This window comes from Nitrospirota bacterium, from assembly GCA_004296885.1.
Classification (GTDB): Bacteria; Nitrospirota; Nitrospiria; order Nitrospirales; family Nitrospiraceae; genus SYGV01.
The window spans coordinates 363094-379503 of the sequence record SCVN01000016.1; the positions used below are offsets into that span (position 1 = coordinate 363094).

Annotated in this window: 16 protein-coding genes; 13 read left to right on the top strand and 3 right to left on the bottom strand. The window is 61.2% G+C overall.

The features are described from left to right. Positions 1–72: 72 nt before the first annotated feature. Together EPO61_10755 and EPO61_10760 are read left to right on the top strand one after the other, a co-directional pair. Positions 73–702, top strand: coding sequence for an MBL fold metallo-hydrolase (locus EPO61_10755; protein TAJ08596.1), 630 nt, complete (start codon positions 73–75; stop codon positions 700–702). A gap of 193 nt (positions 703–895) precedes the next feature. Beyond that, a complete protein-coding gene (locus tag EPO61_10760; protein TAJ08559.1) occupies positions 896–1405 on the top strand; it encodes a bifunctional nuclease family protein in 510 nt (169 codons plus the stop codon). Here the strand turns inward: EPO61_10760 and EPO61_10765 are convergent. Further along, positions 1394–1741: a hypothetical protein gene (locus EPO61_10765; GenBank protein TAJ08560.1), complete on the bottom strand. Its 348-nt coding sequence runs from the start codon at positions 1739–1741 to the stop codon at positions 1394–1396. The two genes, EPO61_10760 and EPO61_10765, sit on opposite strands and share 12 nt — an antisense overlap. Before the next feature lie 23 nt (positions 1742–1764). Here EPO61_10765 and EPO61_10770 point away from each other — a divergent pair, with 23 nt between their 5' ends. From EPO61_10770 to EPO61_10805, 8 genes are all read left to right on the top strand, one after another. After that, positions 1765–3330 carry a hypothetical protein gene (locus EPO61_10770; GenBank protein ID TAJ08561.1) on the top strand — a complete coding sequence of 522 codons (1566 nt, stop codon included), beginning with the start codon at positions 1765–1767 and terminating at the stop codon, positions 3328–3330. 316 nt (positions 3331–3646) lie between these two features. Then, positions 3647–5506: a DUF3365 domain-containing protein gene (locus tag EPO61_10775; GenBank protein ID TAJ08562.1), complete on the top strand. Its 1860-nt coding sequence runs from the start codon at positions 3647–3649 to the stop codon at positions 5504–5506. Continuing rightward, on the top strand, positions 5503–5922 hold the full coding sequence (locus tag EPO61_10780; GenBank protein ID TAJ08563.1) for an ATP-binding protein: 420 nt from the start codon (positions 5503–5505) through the stop codon (positions 5920–5922). Before EPO61_10775 ends, EPO61_10780 begins: the two co-directional genes overlap by 4 nt. Positions 5923–5960: 38 nt before the next feature. Then, the gene (locus EPO61_10785; GenBank protein ID TAJ08564.1) at positions 5961–6299 is read left to right on the top strand and encodes an anti-sigma factor antagonist; all 339 of its coding nucleotides are present in this window, start codon (positions 5961–5963) and stop codon (positions 6297–6299) included. Positions 6300–6861: 562 nt separating this feature from the next. Continuing rightward, a complete protein-coding gene (locus EPO61_10790) occupies positions 6862–7080 on the top strand; it encodes a putative toxin-antitoxin system toxin component, PIN family (protein TAJ08565.1) in 219 nt (72 codons plus the stop codon). Between the two features lie 81 nt (positions 7081–7161). Continuing rightward, the gene (locus EPO61_10795; protein ID TAJ08566.1) at positions 7162–7389 is read left to right on the top strand and encodes an AbrB/MazE/SpoVT family DNA-binding domain-containing protein; all 228 of its coding nucleotides are present in this window, start codon (positions 7162–7164) and stop codon (positions 7387–7389) included. Positions 7390–7393: 4 nt separating this feature from the next. Continuing rightward, positions 7394–7789, top strand: a complete 396-nt coding sequence (locus EPO61_10800; GenBank protein ID TAJ08567.1) for a type II toxin-antitoxin system death-on-curing family toxin — start codon at positions 7394–7396, stop codon at positions 7787–7789. A gap of 173 nt (positions 7790–7962) precedes the next feature. Beyond that, on the top strand, positions 7963–8667 hold the full coding sequence (locus EPO61_10805; protein ID TAJ08568.1) for a hypothetical protein: 705 nt from the start codon (positions 7963–7965) through the stop codon (positions 8665–8667). 201 nt (positions 8668–8868) lie between these two features. Here EPO61_10805 and EPO61_10810 read toward each other — a convergent pair whose 3' ends face one another. Both EPO61_10810 and EPO61_10815 read right to left on the bottom strand, forming a co-directional pair. Beyond that, entirely contained in the window at positions 8869–9969 is a 1101-nt protein-coding gene (locus EPO61_10810) for a hypothetical protein (protein ID TAJ08569.1), read from the bottom strand. 2 nt (positions 9970–9971) lie between these two features. Further along, a complete protein-coding gene (locus EPO61_10815; GenBank protein ID TAJ08570.1) occupies positions 9972–11792 on the bottom strand; it encodes an APC family permease in 1821 nt (606 codons plus the stop codon). Positions 11793–12142: 350 nt separating this feature from the next. Here EPO61_10815 and EPO61_10820 point away from each other — a divergent pair, with 350 nt between their 5' ends. The 3 genes from EPO61_10820 to EPO61_10830 all read left to right on the top strand — a co-directional run. Beyond that, entirely contained in the window at positions 12143–14281 is a 2139-nt protein-coding gene (locus EPO61_10820; protein ID TAJ08571.1) for a HAMP domain-containing protein, read from the top strand. Beyond that, positions 14235–15746, top strand: a complete 1512-nt coding sequence (locus EPO61_10825; GenBank protein TAJ08572.1) for a sigma-54-dependent Fis family transcriptional regulator — start codon at positions 14235–14237, stop codon at positions 15744–15746. The genes EPO61_10820 and EPO61_10825 overlap by 47 nt, the downstream gene beginning before the upstream one ends. A gap of 557 nt (positions 15747–16303) precedes the next feature. After that, positions 16304–16410, top strand: a 107-nt coding sequence (locus tag EPO61_10830; protein TAJ08573.1) for a twin-arginine translocation signal domain-containing protein, incomplete at its 3' end; no start/stop codon positions are given.

Genomic DNA, 16410 nt, shown 5'->3' on the forward strand with positions numbered 1-16410 from the left:
GATTGTGATTGGTGCACCGCGTTGCGCGATCCGTGTACAATAAACCTCCACAGGAGGGCGATCGTGGGTGATTTGATCCGCAAAACTTTTCCCGTGCCCCCGCTGGGGTGCAACTGCTCGATCCTGGGCGATCCGGTCACCAAGCAGGCCATCGTGGTGGACCCGGGTGGCGCCCACGAGCAGATTCTCCAGATGGTCGAGGCCATGGGGTTGAGGGTGGTCAGCATCCTGCACACCCATGCCCATTTCGACCACTTTCTGGCCTCCGGCGAGATGAAGCGGGCGACGGGCGCAACCTTATGCCTGCATCAGGACGACCTGCCCTTGTGGGAGCTCTTGGAGACGCAATGCCGCCTGTTCGGTGTGCCCTACCGGCCGGTGCCCTTGCCCGATTACTGGATCAAGGACGAAGAAAAAATTCTCCTGGGCGGGATCGAAGGTTTGGCGCTCCATACGCCGGGGCACACGCCCGGCTCCATGTGTTTTCATTTCGAACAGGAGCAGTTGGTCCTGGCGGGTGACACGCTCTTTCGCGGCGGCATCGGACGGACCGATCTCTGGGGCGGCGATTACGACGCGATCGAACAGTCCATCCGGGAGCGGCTCTATGCGCTGGAGGAAGAGACCCGCGTCATCACCGGCCACGGGCCGGAAACTCGGATCGGGATCGAGCGGGAGTCCAATCCCTTTGTGCGAGGATAGCGCGTAGGCGCCGACGAGCAACATTCAATGGGCCGGAGGCAACGAGAATGCAACGGATCGTCGCTGGAGGCGAAAAACTTCTCCGTTCGCAGCCGATCGAAGCGAACGGTGCAAACGAAGTTTGGTATGGAGGCAGAAAGCAGCGGCAGGCTGTCTTCTGCTTTCCGCCTTCTGTTCTCAAGGGGGAGCGGCCATGAAACAACTCCGTTGGTGGGTCTGGTTCGGGATGGTCGTCGGATGTGGCTCGATGCTGAGCGGCTCATTGGCCGGCGCAGCGAGCGGGGCGAAGACGGAACTGGTTCAGATCAAGGATGTGGAGGTGCGCCTGTCGGAGCGTGGGCCGGTGGTGTTGCTGAAGGCAGAGAGTCGGACCATTCCGATCTTCGTGGACCCGACGGTGGCCGGGTCCATCCATGGGGCGGTGACCGGCGAGAAGTTCCCCAGGCCCCTGTCGCACGACTTGATGCATGCGATTTTGACGTCTTTCGGGGGCCAGGTGAGCCGGGCGGTGATCACGCTCAAAGGCGGGACCTACTACGGCGCGTTGACGGTGACGATGCCGGGCAGTTCCAGAGTCTTCGACAGCCGCTCCTCGGACGCGATTGCGCTGGCCGTCCATTTCAAGGCGCCGATTCTGGTCGGGCGGGATTTGCTGGAGTCGGCCGGCCAGCCGGCGCCGGAATCGAAGGAGCTATCGCTGTAGCGGCTTTTCCGCCGGATGCTGCCGGGGATCCTGGTCCTGCGCCATCCGCTCCGAGAGCAGCTTCAGCCGCTTGTCCGTGGACTGTTTGATGAACTCCATATTTTCTTTGAGGTGCTGCTCCTGGGAGATCTTGCCTTCCTGCCGGCGTTTGAGCTGATCCAACCCGAACCGGGAGATCTCCGCCACCGATTCCTGGTTCAGTTGTTTCCAGAGCTTCTCGCAGCGGGGCTGTTGGGGGTGCGGATACTGGTTGCAAGGCGGGTCCGCCGCGGCGGCCGGTGAGGACCGGAAGCAGCACAGCAGCAGGAGGGCGAGGAGCAGGTGCCGGTTCATCATTCTCTCATTCCAAGAAGGGTCGCATGGTAGCACAGACGCAATGGTTTGACGCGGCCTATCTGGCCACCCTGGTCGGCGAGCTGCAAACCAGCATGAGGCGGCTGCTGTTCGACCTCTGCGACGATCTGGAGCGGCACTATCGCCGCCGGGCCCAGGCGTTGCAGTTACCGCTGGATTACTTCCGGTTCGTCGGGAGCCGGCTGAAACGAGAGGATTTTTCAACCGGGAAGGTCGTGGGGTGGATCGAAGAGCTCAACGATCTGCTCTACTTCATCGATCTGCAGCAGCAATTTAGGCAAGACCGGGATCGCCGGGCGTTCGTGGAGCAGTTCGCTCTTGAGTGCCAGGAGAAATTTTTCGAGCACAGCTATCGTGAGGAGCTGTTTCCCTCCGGTGCGCCGAACGCGGTCGGGTTGGACCGCCGGCTGGAGCGACTCTGTACGCGTCTGGCGAGGCAGGTTGTCCAGGAGTCCCTGTTCCTGGTGCCCGGACTGCCCTGTCTCTGGCTGGCTCGCAGCAGGGGCGCGGTGAAACGGTCGCGTGGGATGGTGCCGTGCGACTTGCAGGGCAGCTTCGAGCGGGCGGAATTGCCGGGGCGGGTCTATGTGGGCCTGGAGGGGGCCTATCTCGATCCTCCTGCATCCTTGCGGAGGAGGCTTGCCAGGAAGGGAGCCGGAACCAGCTTCCAGATCAAGCAACAAGGAATCTGGCTGAGCATCGGCAAGACCTCGGTGCCTCTGTGGGGCGAGGACCAGCAGCCGGCAGGCGGCTGGACGTTCGTGCCGCCTCACTTGCTGCGGCCTGGATTGACCCTGGGTCCAGTCCTGATCTACGGCAAGGACCTCACGCCGGCGCGCCTGGCGGTCCCTCCCGACGGGTTGGCCGATCGGATCAATCGCGCCTGGGATGCGATCGCATCGGCCTGGCCGGAGGGGGCCAAGCTGCTCACGCGGCTGACGACGCGTATCGTCCCGCTGCAGGCGCGGGGCGTGGTGAGCTTCAGCTACCGCCACCGGCCCGGCCTGTCCTTCATCAATACCTTCGACCGGGATCGCCTGGATCTGATCGACGACCTGATCCATGAGAACAGCCACCATCACCTGAATCTGTTGCTGCGCAAATTCGACATGCGCCGGGGCGATCACAACCAGGAAATCTTCTATTCACCCTGGCGGCGCAGCCTGCGTCCCTTGCACGGCATCCTCCACGCGACCTTCACCTTCACCATGGGAGCCACGCTCTTCGAGCGGCTCTCGGCCTGGGCGGAGAAGGGCTTGTCCGCCGTGACCTTGCGAACCTTCGGGCTGGGCGAGCGGGACATCCGGCGCGCCCGTTTGCGTTGTTTGGAAGAGGTCGAGTCGGTCCGCTATTCCGTGCAGGATCTGGTCTGGGCGGCGGAGCGCAAGAAGTGGCTCAGTCCCTCCGGACGAGCCTTGGTGCGGGCGTTGGCCGAGCGGATCGCTCAGGTCGGACGCAGGAGCGGATCGTTCCGCGACGTTGTGAAGCGTTCGCGCCAAGGGGCCGCCTTGCGCCGCCATGGCCGGGAACTGGAGCTGGCGCGGATGACCTATGAGCGGATTCGCGGGTAGGCGGACGCGGATCTGAACCGCCGGGCCCGGAAACGGTGCGCACAGGATTCACACCGGAAGGGATAGAGTCGGAAAAGACTCCAGAGACGATCCCACAGCCGCCGACTCAGCCGGACCACTTTCGTACTGCCGCATGCCGGACATTGAGCTTGTTGCCGCATCGGGCTCCGCGCTGGTTGGGACGACCACGGTGCAGCATACTTGTTTCCGCCAAGAAAGAAAGACTTTTTGCGCGGGCCAGCGCATGCGTCCGACTTTACTTCATTCGACTGCGCTGGTATAAGTGGCTGCCGATCAGTCACAATCGCTTCTCCTGATGGGGGATGGCCTGCAGCCTCGCATCCCGTCCGATGAACAGGACTCCGACGAGCCGGAGGACCACCCGATGGGCGCGGATCGGACTGACAGTCGGACGGACCGCCATCCCGTGCCCTCCCGCTCGAGTCCCTTCCTCGGTCGTATCTGGACCAAACTTGACTGGACCGTCGGGACCAAGCTGATCGTCCTGACCGTCCCGCTGATCGCCCTCCTGTCCCTGGTGGCGGCCTACACGGAACATATGCGGAACGCGGCCCTGATGCAGGAGCGGCTGGCGCATCGGGCCAAGAGTCTGGCGCATCAGATCATGGCCGACCGGCAATACTACGCCTCGGTTGTGGTGCCGCGCGTCAAAGACCTGGGCGGGACGCTCGGCCCGGACTACCGGGAGGTGCATGGGCGGTTTCCGCTCCCGGCCACGTTCGTACGGGAAGCGTCCGAGATCACGGCCTCGTTCCACAACGGATTTACGGCCAATCTGATCAGCCCCTGGCCCATCAACAAGGACAAGGGGCTCAAGGACCGGTTTCAGCAGGATGCCTTTGCCTATCTGGCCCTGCACCAGACCGAACAATTCATCCGCACCGATACCCTCGAAGGCCGCACCGTCATGCGGGTGCTCACCGCCGATCTGGCTTCGGCGCAGTCCTGCGTGACCTGCCACAACGGCCATCCGCAGAGCCCCAGGCACGATTTCAAGCTGAACGACGTGATGGGCGGGCTGGAGATCGTCATGCCCATGGATCAGTACGTGAAGGAAGGCGAGCAGGATCTGGCCCTGACCCTCGCCGGCGGGGCGGGCATGTGCGTGCTGGTCTTGGCGATCGTGGCCTTCGGCAGCCGCAGGACCGTGACCCAGCCGTTGGCCCGTCTATCCGGGGCTATGGACGATTTTGTGGGGAGTACGCCGGCGCCCTCCACCCAGCCCGACGGGCAGGGGGGGGACGAGGTGGCGCACATCACGGGCGCGTTCGAGCGGATGAAGTCGGTCATCGCGACGCAGCAAGCCGAGCTGCGGGATGCCAATCAATTTCTGGAGCAGCGGGTCGTCGAGCGGACGGAAGAGCTGCGGCGGACGATGGAGGAGAAGGAACGGATCGGCAGCGAGCTGCGGATCGCCAGCGACATTCAGAAGTCCATCCTGCCCCGGACCTTTCCCGCCTTCCCGCATCGGGACGATTTCGACCTTTACGCCGAATCCATCCCCGCGCGCGAGATGGGCGGAGACTTCTACGACTTTTTCCTCCTGGACCAGGACCGAGTCGGCCTGGTCATCGCCGACGTCTCCGGCAAGGGCGTGCCGGCGGCCATCTTCATGGCCGTCAGCCGGACCATGCTCAAGGCCACCGCGATGCAGGGAGGCTCGCCAGGCGACTGTCTGCGGCAGGTCAATAATCTCCTCTGTCCCGACAACGAGGCGTCCATGTTCGTGACGGTCTTCTACGCCATCCTGGATACCAGGACCGGTGTCCTCGAATACGGCAACGCGGGCCACAACCTGCCGTACCTTTTGTCCGGCCGGGGCGGCATCGTGGTGCTGGAGAATCCTGGCGGCATGGCCTTGGGGGTGATGGAAGACAGCGCCTATCCGGTGAAGCGGGTGCAGTTGCGCGCCGGCGACGGCTTGCTGTTCTACACAGACGGGGTGACCGAAGCGATGGACGCGGCCGGCAACCTGTTCTCAGTCGAGCGGCTGGAGCGGCTGTTGCGGCGCATCCAGAACGGGTCGCCTACGGAGCTCGTGCGCGACACCGTGGCGGAGGTGCGGAGCTACGCGGCCGGCGAGCCGCAGGCGGACGACATCACGATGCTGGCGTTGCGGTACCTGCAAGGACCAACGGAGTCGAACCGGGCATGAGCCGGACACTCGAGGTCAGGCTGCAGAACCGTCTCTCCGAGCTGGAGCGGGTGGGGGAGGTGGTGGAGTCGTTCGGGGAAACCCACAACCTGCCGGGCAAAGTGGTGCAGGCGGTGGCCCTTTGCATAGACGAGGTCGTCACCAACGTGATCTCCTATGCCTACGACGACCAAGCCGACCACCAGATTACGCTGCGCCTCTCCCTGCAGGCGGGAGAGGTGGCGGCGGAAGTGGAGGACGACGGCAAGCCCTTCAATCCGCTGGACGCGCCGGAGCCGGACCTGACCCAGTCGCTGGAGGACCGGCCGATCGGCGGGCTGGGCGTGCACTTCTTGCGGACGCTGATGGACGGGGTCGAGTATCGGCGCCATGCGGGGAAAAACCTGTTGGTGATGAAAAAGAAACTGCCGGTGTGACCGGCTCAAGAATCACGTGAACGCGAGGGAGGCGGCTGATGGAGATTACGGAGCAGAAAAAGGGATCGGTGGTGCTGCTGGTGCTGACAGGGCGGCTGGACGCGGGCACCGCCGGCAAGCTGGAAGAACGGCTGGTGGGCCTGATCGAGGCCGGCAACCGGAGCTTCGTCCTGGACTTCATGAACCTGGACTACATCAGCAGCGCCGGCTTGCGGGTCCTCCTGATGGCGGCCAAAAAACTCAAGGGGCTGAACGGGCGCATCGTGCTCTCGTCATTGAAGGCCCATATCCGGGAAGTATTCGATATCGCCGGCTTCTCGGCGATCTTTCCGACGTATGATCAGCAGGATGCGGCGGTTGGGAGCTTCCAGTCATAGGACGTTGAAAAAAGCCTCCAGCTTTGTTCTCGCATCGCTGGGCGGCCTTTTTGAACGTCCTGAACGGTGTGGATTGCAATATCTCAAACCTGCTTTCAAGCGGCTGGCAGAGTGGCGGTTGCAAATCTAGTAGGCCTGGCATGGAGTTATCGCACTGGTTGCGGGGAGGCATTTTTATGGCAAAGGGCGTGGCCGAATGGCTGGAAGAAGCGGAGCGTCGGTATCAGGCCTATCGCCATGGGCTTCTCACGCCGAAACCAGCAGCCGAAGTCTTCCGCGCAAGCCGTGCCAAACTGAGACAATCATTGCCGCCAGGTATCGATGAATAAATTGCGACAGACCAAAGAGGGGTTATTAATTCCGTCCTCCCTGCTCAAGGGAATAGGCGGCCCAGTTTCCGTGCAACGGCAGGGGAATGTGCTGTTCATTGAATCGGAGGAGCGCCGAGCGGCCCGGAGGCGTGCAGCCCGCATGGTGCAGCGTCTGCGACGGGCTGCGGGATCATCCGGGGAACTGACGGCCGCAGCGATGGCACGTGAAGTAGCGGCGGTCCGGCGGAAGCGTGCGAGTCATCGTTGATACCAACATCATCGTCTCCGGTCTGATTTCCTCTTCTGGCCCACCCGCCAAAATCGTGAATGCCCTCTTGCAAGGGCTCCTGATCCCTGTCCTGAGTCCTGACACGTTGGCCGAGCTTGAAACGGTTCTGATTATGTTCCCTCTGAAAGTGCGACCTTTCGAGCGCCCTGCCAGATGTGTAACCGCAAAGCTTAGCCCTTGATCCCTCTTCCCTCCAGTTTCCATCTTCCCACTAGACACCAGAATAGATATGTACTAACATTGTAAGGACTGGAGGTGGGGCATGATTAAGAAGCTGCAAAAGCATGGGAACAGCGTGGCGCTCGTCATTGAAAAGCCCGTCATGGAAGCGCTCGGCATCACGGAAGAGACTCCGCTGCAAGTGACTGTCAACGGGAACGCGCTGGTCGTAACTCCGGCCAACGTGGGTATCGGCCCGGAGCGGATGAAGGAGATCATCAAGGATATCCGCAAACGGTACGGGCCGATGCTGAAACGACTGGCAGACTGAAACCGTGAAGCCCGTTATCTTCTTGAATGTGGAGGATGTTCTGATACTCCACGCCGATACCATCGACACCGACGGCGGTTCGCACGGGCTCAGAGATCACGGCCTATTGGACGCGGCGGTTGCCATGCCACGCCAGCAATTCGGCGGCCAATTTCTGCACGAGGACCTTGCGGCGATGGCGGCGGCCTATCTCTTTCACATCGCGCAAAATCATCCTTTTGTGGATGGAAATAAGCGTGCCGCGGTGATGTCCGCGCTCGTCTTTCTGAACCTCAATGGCGTTAAAAATCTGCCGGCACCGGACAAACTGGAAGCGACGACCAGGCAGGTGGCAGCAGGAGAGATGAACAAGGATCAGTTAACGAAGTGGGTGCAGAGTCAGATCAAACCACGGCGGTAAGAGAAGGCCGGTGGCCGATCGCCTCATACCGCCGCCTGGCCAGATTCCTGGCAGTGCCGCGATCATCTATCATGTGCGATTTAGCTGAGGAAATGAGTCAGGCTTTACTGCCCGGACGCATATGTAGAATGGAGCGTAGGAGAGCCCACCTTTACGAATAAGCGAGAAGACAAATGACATGCAATCGAATTGCTTGCGCTGGAATCCTTTTCGCTCTATTGGTTGGCTGCACCACTAAAACCGCTGACAGCGATGGGATAACCGAGCACTTTCTATGGCCCTGGGAAAAGGTAACTCAGTTTTGTGATCGCAACGACAAGTATCAACAATGGATGGCAGAAGCTCTGGAGTCAGATCAGAAGCAGCAGATGGTCAAGTTAGTGCAGTGGACAAGGAAGAAGGTTGTATTGAAGCAGGGAGCTAAGGAAGAGCACATTGCTACGACAATAGAACGTGGCTACGGATCGTCTTACCAACAAGCTGAAGTCTTCTCATTGCTGGCAGCGTATATGGGCTACGAGGTTCGTTGGGCAGGGGCTCAGCCACCAGTCGCAGCTAAAAATCATGCTCACCTGATTTTTATGAAAGCGCAGCGGGGCTGGATAGTCATTGATATCACGAATGGAGGATGGTTTGAGACGAAGGAGGATCAGATTGCAACTATCAAGGAATTTGAGGATGGAACGCAACTGCACGTTGAGGGAGATATAAAAAAGGCCATTGCTGGAGACACCATCAAAGGAGACGAGGTGCCTTATCGAGCCTATTTCAGCAACCTTCCTGAAGTATTTAAGGCAGAGGGAAGCTCAATTAGGTCTCGCAAACAGATGCCGTGCCATCGAATCTATCAGATACTCGGTTTTGAGGAAGAAGGCTAAATTCTAAGAGTGCGGCCGGGATTCGGTCAGTATTCTTAATCAGCGGGCCAGGCGTAAGAGACTTTCCTTCAGACTTTCGGCTGCTCAAAACGGTCAACCAACAAGGCCGCAGGGAGTCCGGCGACTGAGGCGTATGATTTGATACGTTACAAGGAGACGGACGACTGAGAACGAAGTTGGGGGCCATTTTCAGCAGCCGTGCTAGGGTTCGACGATCACATCGACAAACGCCGGCAGGCTATCCGCCCCGCTCTTGTCTGTGACACGCAGCCTGAAGCGGTACAGTCGTTTCTCGGAGACTTGCGGAGCCAGGAAGCTGGCCCTGGGCATGTTGACGTCCAGCAGCGGCACCTTGCTCCCGCGCACCTGGCTCCAGGAATAAAACAGCGCTTCGCCTTCCGGATCGCGGCTGTTCAATCCGTTTAACTCAACTTTTGTCCCGGCCTTCACGCTCTTGTTCGGGCCTGCGTCCGCAATGGGCGGTTCGTTCGGCTCGTCGTTCACTTCCACCTTCACGTCCAGCGTCGCCTGCTTGCCGCGGTTGGTCACGGTGATGGCGGCCAGGCCCTTCCCGACGATTTGCAACATCCCGCCTGGCAGGACCTTGATTACTTTGCTGTTGGACGACTGATAGGCTGTGCCGGCCGAGGGATGGGCGATTGGTCTGGTGACTCCGTCGGCGAACAAGCCGACGACCGGCAGGTCGAAGATCTTGCCGAGCGAGTCGATCTGTCCGTAGCTGGCTGATTGTCCGGTCCGCCCGAGCTGGAGCGGCTTGTCCGTTTCGAAGTCGATGGAGACCAATTCGGCCTCGGGCTGGACTTGTACGAGGATTTCATCGAACAGGGTGCGGGTTCCCAGCCGACCGCGGGAGATTTCGCCCACGGCCAGCAAGCGCATGGTGCCGATGGCGTCCGATGGGATTCGGAGGGGGCCGCCGAAGGGGGGACTGTCCTGTGCCGTGGCGACGAGCGAGGCGAGGGCGATGATGGCGCCGCCGGTGCTGTCTTTTTGCCAATAGCGTTCATCGGCGATTTTGTTCTTGCCGGCCCCCGCTTCTCCCTTGACCTCCTCCTGCTCCACCAGGGTCTCGCTCTGTTCGGCGTACCAATAGTACCGGACCTTGACGACGCCGGTATCGTGGCCCAGGTCCACTTTCGCCGTGACGGTCTGGCCCGCCTTCAGGACCGCCTGCTCGGCCGGTGTCACGATCTTGAAGGCATATGCAGGCTGTGTCGCGAGCAAAAGGCAGAAGATGGAAGGCAGAAGGCAGAAGTACCCCGCCCACGTCTGACGCATCACGATCATCGCTCCAAATGGAACGGGACGTCGGTGAGAATGACCCGCTCTTTGAACAGCAGCGCCGCCTTCAGCATGAGCGCCCGCTGGTTGTGCAGGATGTTCTGCCACCATTTGGCCGGCAGGATTTCGGGAATGACCACCGTCACCCAGCCGTCCGGGTCCTTGTCGAGCAAGTCCTCGATGTACTCCAGCAGCGATCGCATCACCGAGCGGTAGGGAGAATGCAGGAGGATCAGCGGGACCCCGCAGCCCCATTGGGCCCATTTGATCTGGGTCAGGGCGGTTTCTTCCTTGTCCACGTTGACCATCACGGCGCGGATGTCTCCGGACCGGCCGCGCGCATAGTCCACGGCCCGAACGACCGCGCGATTCACCCCGCTGATCGGGATGATCACGGTGTTGCGGCGGGGCGGCGGGGGCCGGTGGTCCCGCTCCAGCGCCACCTGTTCGTCCACCGCGATGTAGTGGGCGTGGATGGCCCGGAACCACATGATGATCAGCGGCAGCAGGGCGATGACGATCCAGGCCCCGTGCAGGAACTTCGTGCTGGCGATGATCAGGGTGGCGATGCCGGTCGCGACGGCGCCGATCCCGTTCACGATCAGTTTCTGGCGCCAGCCCGGGCCTCCCTTCACCAGCCAGCGCTTGACCATGCCGGCCTGCGAGAAGGTAAAGGAGAGGAAGACGCCGACGGCGTAAAGAGGAATCAATGCGTGCGTGTCTCCGTTGAACAGGATGATCAGGAGGCAGGAGAAGAGCCCCAGGATGACGATCCCGTTCGAGAAGACCAGCCGGTCGCCCATGATCTGCATCTGGTGCGGCATGTAACTGTCCTTGGCGAGCAGGGAGGCGAGGCGCGGGAAGCCCGCGAAGCTGCTGTTGGCCGCCAGGATGAGGATCATCATGGTCGAGGCCTGGACCAGGTAGTAGAGCGGGCCGCCGCCGAAAACCTGGCGCGCGATCTGGGAGACCACGGTTTCATCCTCGCGCGGCAGGACTCCATACTGGTAGGCCAGCAGGCTGATGCCGATGAAGAGAGTGCCCAGGATGACGGCCATGCCGATCATGGTGAGAGCCGCGTTCTTGGGCTCCGGCGGCTTGAAGGCGGAGACGCCGTTGGAAATGACCTCCACCCCGGTCAGCGCGGTACAACCGGACGAGAAGGCGCGGAGCAGCAGAAACACCGTCAGGCCCTCGACCGCCGTCGGGGCTGCCGCGCCGGTTTCGAGGCTGCCGGGGGATTTCCCCAACACAACCTGCGCCACGCCGACCAGCAACATGAGGAGAATGCTGCCGATGAAGACATAGGTCGGGGTGGCAAAGATCTTCCCGGACTCGCGGACTCCGCGAAGGTTCACCATCACGACCAGGATAATGGCCAGCAGGCAGAACGCCTCGCGGTGGGGAAAGAGCGCGGGGATGGCCGAGGTGAGGGCCGCGATGCCGGCGGCCACGCTGACCGCGACGGTCAGCACGTAGTCGATCATGAGCGCGGCGGCGGCCGTCAGGCCGGCCCAATCCCCCAGGTTGGATTTGGCGACGATATAGGCGCCGCCCCCGTTGGGATATTCGAAGATGATCTGCCGGTAGGACATGGTCAGGATGGCGAGCAATCCGATGATGGCCAGGCTGACCGGAATGGAGGCCGAGACGGCGGCCGTGCCGGCCAGGACCAGGACCAGCAGGATTTCTTCGGTGGCGTAGGCGACGGAGGACAGGGCGTCGGACGAAAATACCGCCAGGGCCAGCCGCTTGGAGAGCCGTTCGTGAACCGCCTGTGCCGTTTTGAGGGGGAGCCCGACCAGCCAACGCTTTAAGAGCATGGTAGTATTATCGCACAATGGCAGGCAGGGGGGAAATGTCGGTTGCTCTCCCGCGACCTGTTGGCAGAGGAACCTTGACAATCGTTGGCGGTTCGACTAACAGGATGTTGAAAAAGTCCGCCAGCTTTGTTCTCGCATCGCTCAGAGGCTCCACGTACGGCCAGGAGTACGCGTCGCCTCTTTGCTCGCTGCGGCCTCGCTGGACGGCCTTTTTGACCATCCTGCGGGGGATTCTCATGTCGTCCCCGACCATCGAGCCATTGGTGTCCGAGTGGGTCCAAAATAGTTTTTCAACAGCCTGCTAATTGACCTCTGTTTGCTGTTGTTCGCTTTGAACCGGGGCGTCCTGTATGCGCGAGTTGAGCAACCTGTTCTGGCGTCGCCTGCGAGTCCAGCAGAAGGTGTTCGTCATTCTGCTGGTGGTGTTCGTGCCGGTCGTCTCCGCCCTGGCCTGGCATGCATCGATCATCAATGATTTGTTGGAGAAGCAGTCCCAGCATCGGCAGCTGGCCACCGCCCGCAAGCAAGTCCTCATTCTGCGCCGCATCGCCGTGGACATTGAAGACGCGTTCCGTGGGTTTCTGCTGACCAGGCAGGAGGCCTTCCTCATTCCACTGGAGGAGGCTGAGCCGAAATTTGAACCGGCTGCGGCCCAAGCGGCGGAGCTGGTGCTTGGTATCCCGGGGTTGACGCAGGATGTCCGTGATACGGCAAAACGGCTGGCGAGTCTGTTGGAGTCCAAGCATGTACTGATCCGCCAGGTTCATGCCGGTCAAGCGGACAAAGTATTGGCCTATGTGAGTTCCGGGCAGGGCATCGCGCTTTCGGACGGATTGCGGGAGGATTTTCGGCGCATCCAGGATCGTCTGGATCAACGGATTCAAGAGCTGGACGAGGAACGGGAAGCGTTGGCCAAGCGGGTGTTCGCCGGCCTATTGTTGGCGGTGTTCGGCGGGTTGGGGCTCGGTCTCGCCGGGGCCAAGCTGCTGGCCAAGTCCATTACCGGGCCCCTGGCGACGCTCCAGACGTCCGTGGCCGCCCTGGGCCGGGAACCGTCTTCGGGCCAGGAGCAACAGAAGATCGCCATCGGGTCGCTCGACGAAATCGGCCAGTTGGCCCGCGCGTACGAAGACATGGCGGGGCGCATCAGGCAGCAGGTCCGTGAACTGGAGGCCATTATTGCCGTGGGCGGCGCCATTAGCACCCTCGCGCCGGATGGTTTGGACGGGGTGCTGCGCCGCATCACCGATCACGCGGTCGAGCTGCTCCAGACAGATGTCTGCCTGGTCCTCATCCGGGATGAGCGGATGGGTTGTTGGGTCGTCGAGGCCGCGTCCGGACAGTGGCATGACCGGCTGCACAAGTCTGTCTTGTTGTGGGAGGAGTTGCCGGTCTCCGTCAAGGCGTTTGAAACGAAAGAACCTGCTTGCGGCGAGGACCTGCGTCTGGATCTCAGGCCTGAAGTGGTCAGGCGGAACCTGATCGGTGAGAGCATGTTGGCCGTGCCCTTGCTCTCACAGGGGGTCCCGTTTGGGGTCTTGGCCTTGCTGCAAGAGCAAAAAGTTTCCGAACACACCTGGAATTTCCGTCTGGCGCGGGGATTCGCGGACGCCGCCGCCGTCGCGATTTCCAATGCCCGCCTCTACGAGGCGGCGCATCAAAAAGAAAAGGGCTTGGAAATTCGGCTGCGGCGACTCGAACAGCAAGCCGAAATGCTGGCCCATGACCTCAAGGCGCCGGGCGAGCGCATGGAGGGGATGGCCTCTCTGTTGTTGGCGGAATACGGAGAGCGGCTGGACGAGCGGGCCGCACGGTGGTTACGGATGATCGAGCAGAACGGGAAGGACTTGACCCAGCGCGTGGATGGTATTTTGGCGGTGGCGCGAGTGGGATCACGGGCCGCGGCGGTCGAAGCGGTGGATCCTGTCTGGGTGATCGAAGGGGTGCTGAAGGCCAGGGCGGGGGAGATTGAAGAGAGGCGGATCGCCGTGGAGGTCGAGCGCGGGCTGCCACTTGTTGCGGGCCATCGGGCCTATGTGCATCAGGTGTTCGACAACCTGATCTCCAACGCGATCAAATTTTCGGCGAAGAGTCCCGCGCCGGCCATCACGATCGGAGGCCGACGCGAGGGCGAACAGGTTCGGTTCCGGATCAGCGACAATGGGCCGGGCATTTCGGCGAATCAGCGGGAGCGTGTGTTCGAACCGTTTGTCCGGCTCACCCCCGATGCCGCCGGAGGCAGCGGGATCGGCTTGACGATTGTCAGGCGCATCGTGGAAATGTATGGGGGGCGAATCTGGGTCGAACCGAACGAGGGCCCAGGGTGCACCATCTCGTTGACGCTTCCGATGCTGGGGGAGTTGACCCGGGAGGACGAGCAGCCGCCCTCCGCACAGATCGTTGAACGGCTGTCGTTGCCGAGCTCCCAGGCCGACACGGCCGATGGCGCTGGGCGGGATGGTCCGATCGAAGAGGAGATGTCCCGATGACGAGGCTGCGAATCTGATGGCGGTTTCCGGCACGTCCAAACGATCCGCACGGGCTCCGTTTACCATCCTCGTCGTCGAGGATAATCCTACCGATGCGGAGTTGATGCTGCACGCCATTGAGGAGGCGGAGCTGAAGTCGATCGAAGGGGAGGTGAAGCTGGAAGTGCGCGCCACCGCCGAAGGGGCGCTCCAGGTGCTCAGCGAGCAGTCCGTGGACGTGGTCGTGACCGACATGGTCTTGCCGGGGATCGACGGGTTGGATCTGGTGAGCCAAATACAGGATCTTGATCGAAACCTGCCCGTGCTGGTTGTGACGAGAATGGGTGGAATTTCCACGGCGGTGGATGCGATGCGGCGCGGCGCCTACGACTACATCATCAAGCCGGTGGACCCGTCAGATCTCGGCATGCGCCTCCATCGGGCGATTCGATTGTCCGAAATCGTTCGGCGGAACGCCGCGTATGAGCGCAGCGCCAGGCAAGGCCCCAAGGCCGGGGAGCTGGTCGGGGCCAGCGAGGCGTTTCAGCACATTACGGGCAAGATCCGCGAGGCCGCGCAGGTGCGGTCCACTGTGCTGATTACCGGAGAAACAGGGACGGGCAAGGGCTTGATCGCGCGGGCCATTCACGAGCAGAGCCGGGAGCGCGACAAGCCCTGCCAGGTCATCGACTGCACGACCGTTCCCGAAGGGATGGTCGAGAGCGAGCTGTTCGGTCACGTGCGGGGCGCGTTCACGGGGGCGGTGGCGGACAAGCCGGGCTTGATCGAGTTGGCCGACGGAGGCACGGTGTTCTTGGACGAGATCGGAGAGTTGCCGCTTCCGTTGCAAGCCAAATTATTGCGGGTTCTGGAGGACAACGAGGTTCGTCCGGTAGGTGGCACGAGGGTCAAACGGGTGGACATGCGGTTTATCGCCGCGACCAACCAGGACCTGGAAGCGAAGGTGCGCAACGGAGAATTCCGCAAAGATCTCTATTACCGCCTCGCCGTCTTGTCGATCCCCGTGCCGCCCTTGCGAGAACGGATCGAGGACATTCCGGTGATCGCCCGCCACCTCACCGCCCGATTCGGACGGGAAATGGTAAAGCCGCGATGTGTTCTGGACGCCTCCGCCATGACGGAATTGGTGGCATACTCCTGGCCCGGGAACGTCCGCGAGCTTCGAAACGTGATCGAGCGGGCGGTGATGTTGGCGACGGAAGATGCGATCTCCTCTTCCGAGATCAAAGCCTTGCTCCCATCGGCCAAGAAAGCCGTCGGGGATGCGCAGCAACCGCCCACCACCGTCCTGCCGTATATGCAGGCGAAGAAACGGGTGCTCGAAGAGTTTACGGTTTCCTATCTCAAGGCCAAATTGGCCATTCACGATGGCAACATCACCAAAGCTGCCGAAGACAGCGGCATCCCGCGACAGCATTTCTCTCTCCTGATGAAGCGCTACCTCGATCACGACGCCTCCCATTAGCCCGAGCGACCACAAGGCAACATCGCTCTCTGCGTTTCCCGGCGGTGACGTGCCATGGTGACAGTTCGCCGAAATCTCCCTCTCGGCTTGTCGATGTTTCTCTTTCGTGACAAGCACTCACTCGAAAATTATCCTGCTTATGGTTTTCGGATGGCTATCGAAGAAATCACGCCTAAAATTTTGGCTAAATATTTTCGTATGCGACAAGTAAAGCAGTTGAAAATACTTCATAATAAATCAAGTCATTGCTGGTCAGGCATAGTTTGATATTCGCTCCTGCCATTCCGCCGCCTTTTTGCTAAAGATTTCCTTCACCGCATCACAGCACATTCTAATTTAAAAACAATTGCTTACGAGCACTGGCTGCCAAGTTTGGAATAAAAGACTCAAGCTGGCAGCAACCTTGCTGATAGAGGCTCGTCTATCCCTGGCCTTCGTGTCCGTTCGTCCGAACAGGATGACACCAGGGATACGAGAAGGGGGGTGGGAGAAACACGAGTTGCAAGGTGTTGCGGTAGTTATCATCGGTCGGCCTTTTTAGCAGGGAGGTGTTTTCGATGTTTTTATCACGCAGACAGTTCTTGAAGGTCTCGGCCGGGACGGTCGCGGCGGTGGCGGTGGCCGATAAGGCCCTCGCGCTGACGGCGCTCCAGCCGGTCATCGA

Bases quoted from the DNA above. Each gene is read 5' to 3' on its own strand.
- EPO61_10825 (TAJ08572.1), top strand. From the start codon at position 14,235: ATGGCGCTGGGCGGGATGGTCCGATCGAAGAGGAGATGTCCCGATGAC.
- EPO61_10785 (TAJ08564.1), top strand. From the start codon at position 5,961: ATGGAGATTACGGAGCAGAAAAAGGGATCGGTGGTGCTGCTGGTGCTG.
- EPO61_10820 (TAJ08571.1), top strand. From the start codon at position 12,143: ATGCGCGAGTTGAGCAACCTGTTCTGGCGTCGCCTGCGAGTCCAGCAG.
- EPO61_10775 (TAJ08562.1), top strand. From the start codon at position 3,647: ATGGGGGATGGCCTGCAGCCTCGCATCCCGTCCGATGAACAGGACTCC.
- EPO61_10805 (TAJ08568.1), top strand. From the start codon at position 7,963: ATGACATGCAATCGAATTGCTTGCGCTGGAATCCTTTTCGCTCTATTG.
- EPO61_10760 (TAJ08559.1), top strand. From the start codon at position 896: ATGAAACAACTCCGTTGGTGGGTCTGGTTCGGGATGGTCGTCGGATGT.
- EPO61_10780 (TAJ08563.1), top strand. From the start codon at position 5,503: ATGAGCCGGACACTCGAGGTCAGGCTGCAGAACCGTCTCTCCGAGCTG.
- EPO61_10770 (TAJ08561.1), top strand. From the start codon at position 1,765: ATGGTAGCACAGACGCAATGGTTTGACGCGGCCTATCTGGCCACCCTG.
- EPO61_10765 (TAJ08560.1), bottom strand. From the start codon at position 1,741: ATGATGAACCGGCACCTGCTCCTCGCCCTCCTGCTGCTGTGCTGCTTC.
- EPO61_10815 (TAJ08570.1), bottom strand. From the start codon at position 11,792: ATGCTCTTAAAGCGTTGGCTGGTCGGGCTCCCCCTCAAAACGGCACAG.
- EPO61_10795 (TAJ08566.1), top strand. From the start codon at position 7,162: ATGATTAAGAAGCTGCAAAAGCATGGGAACAGCGTGGCGCTCGTCATT.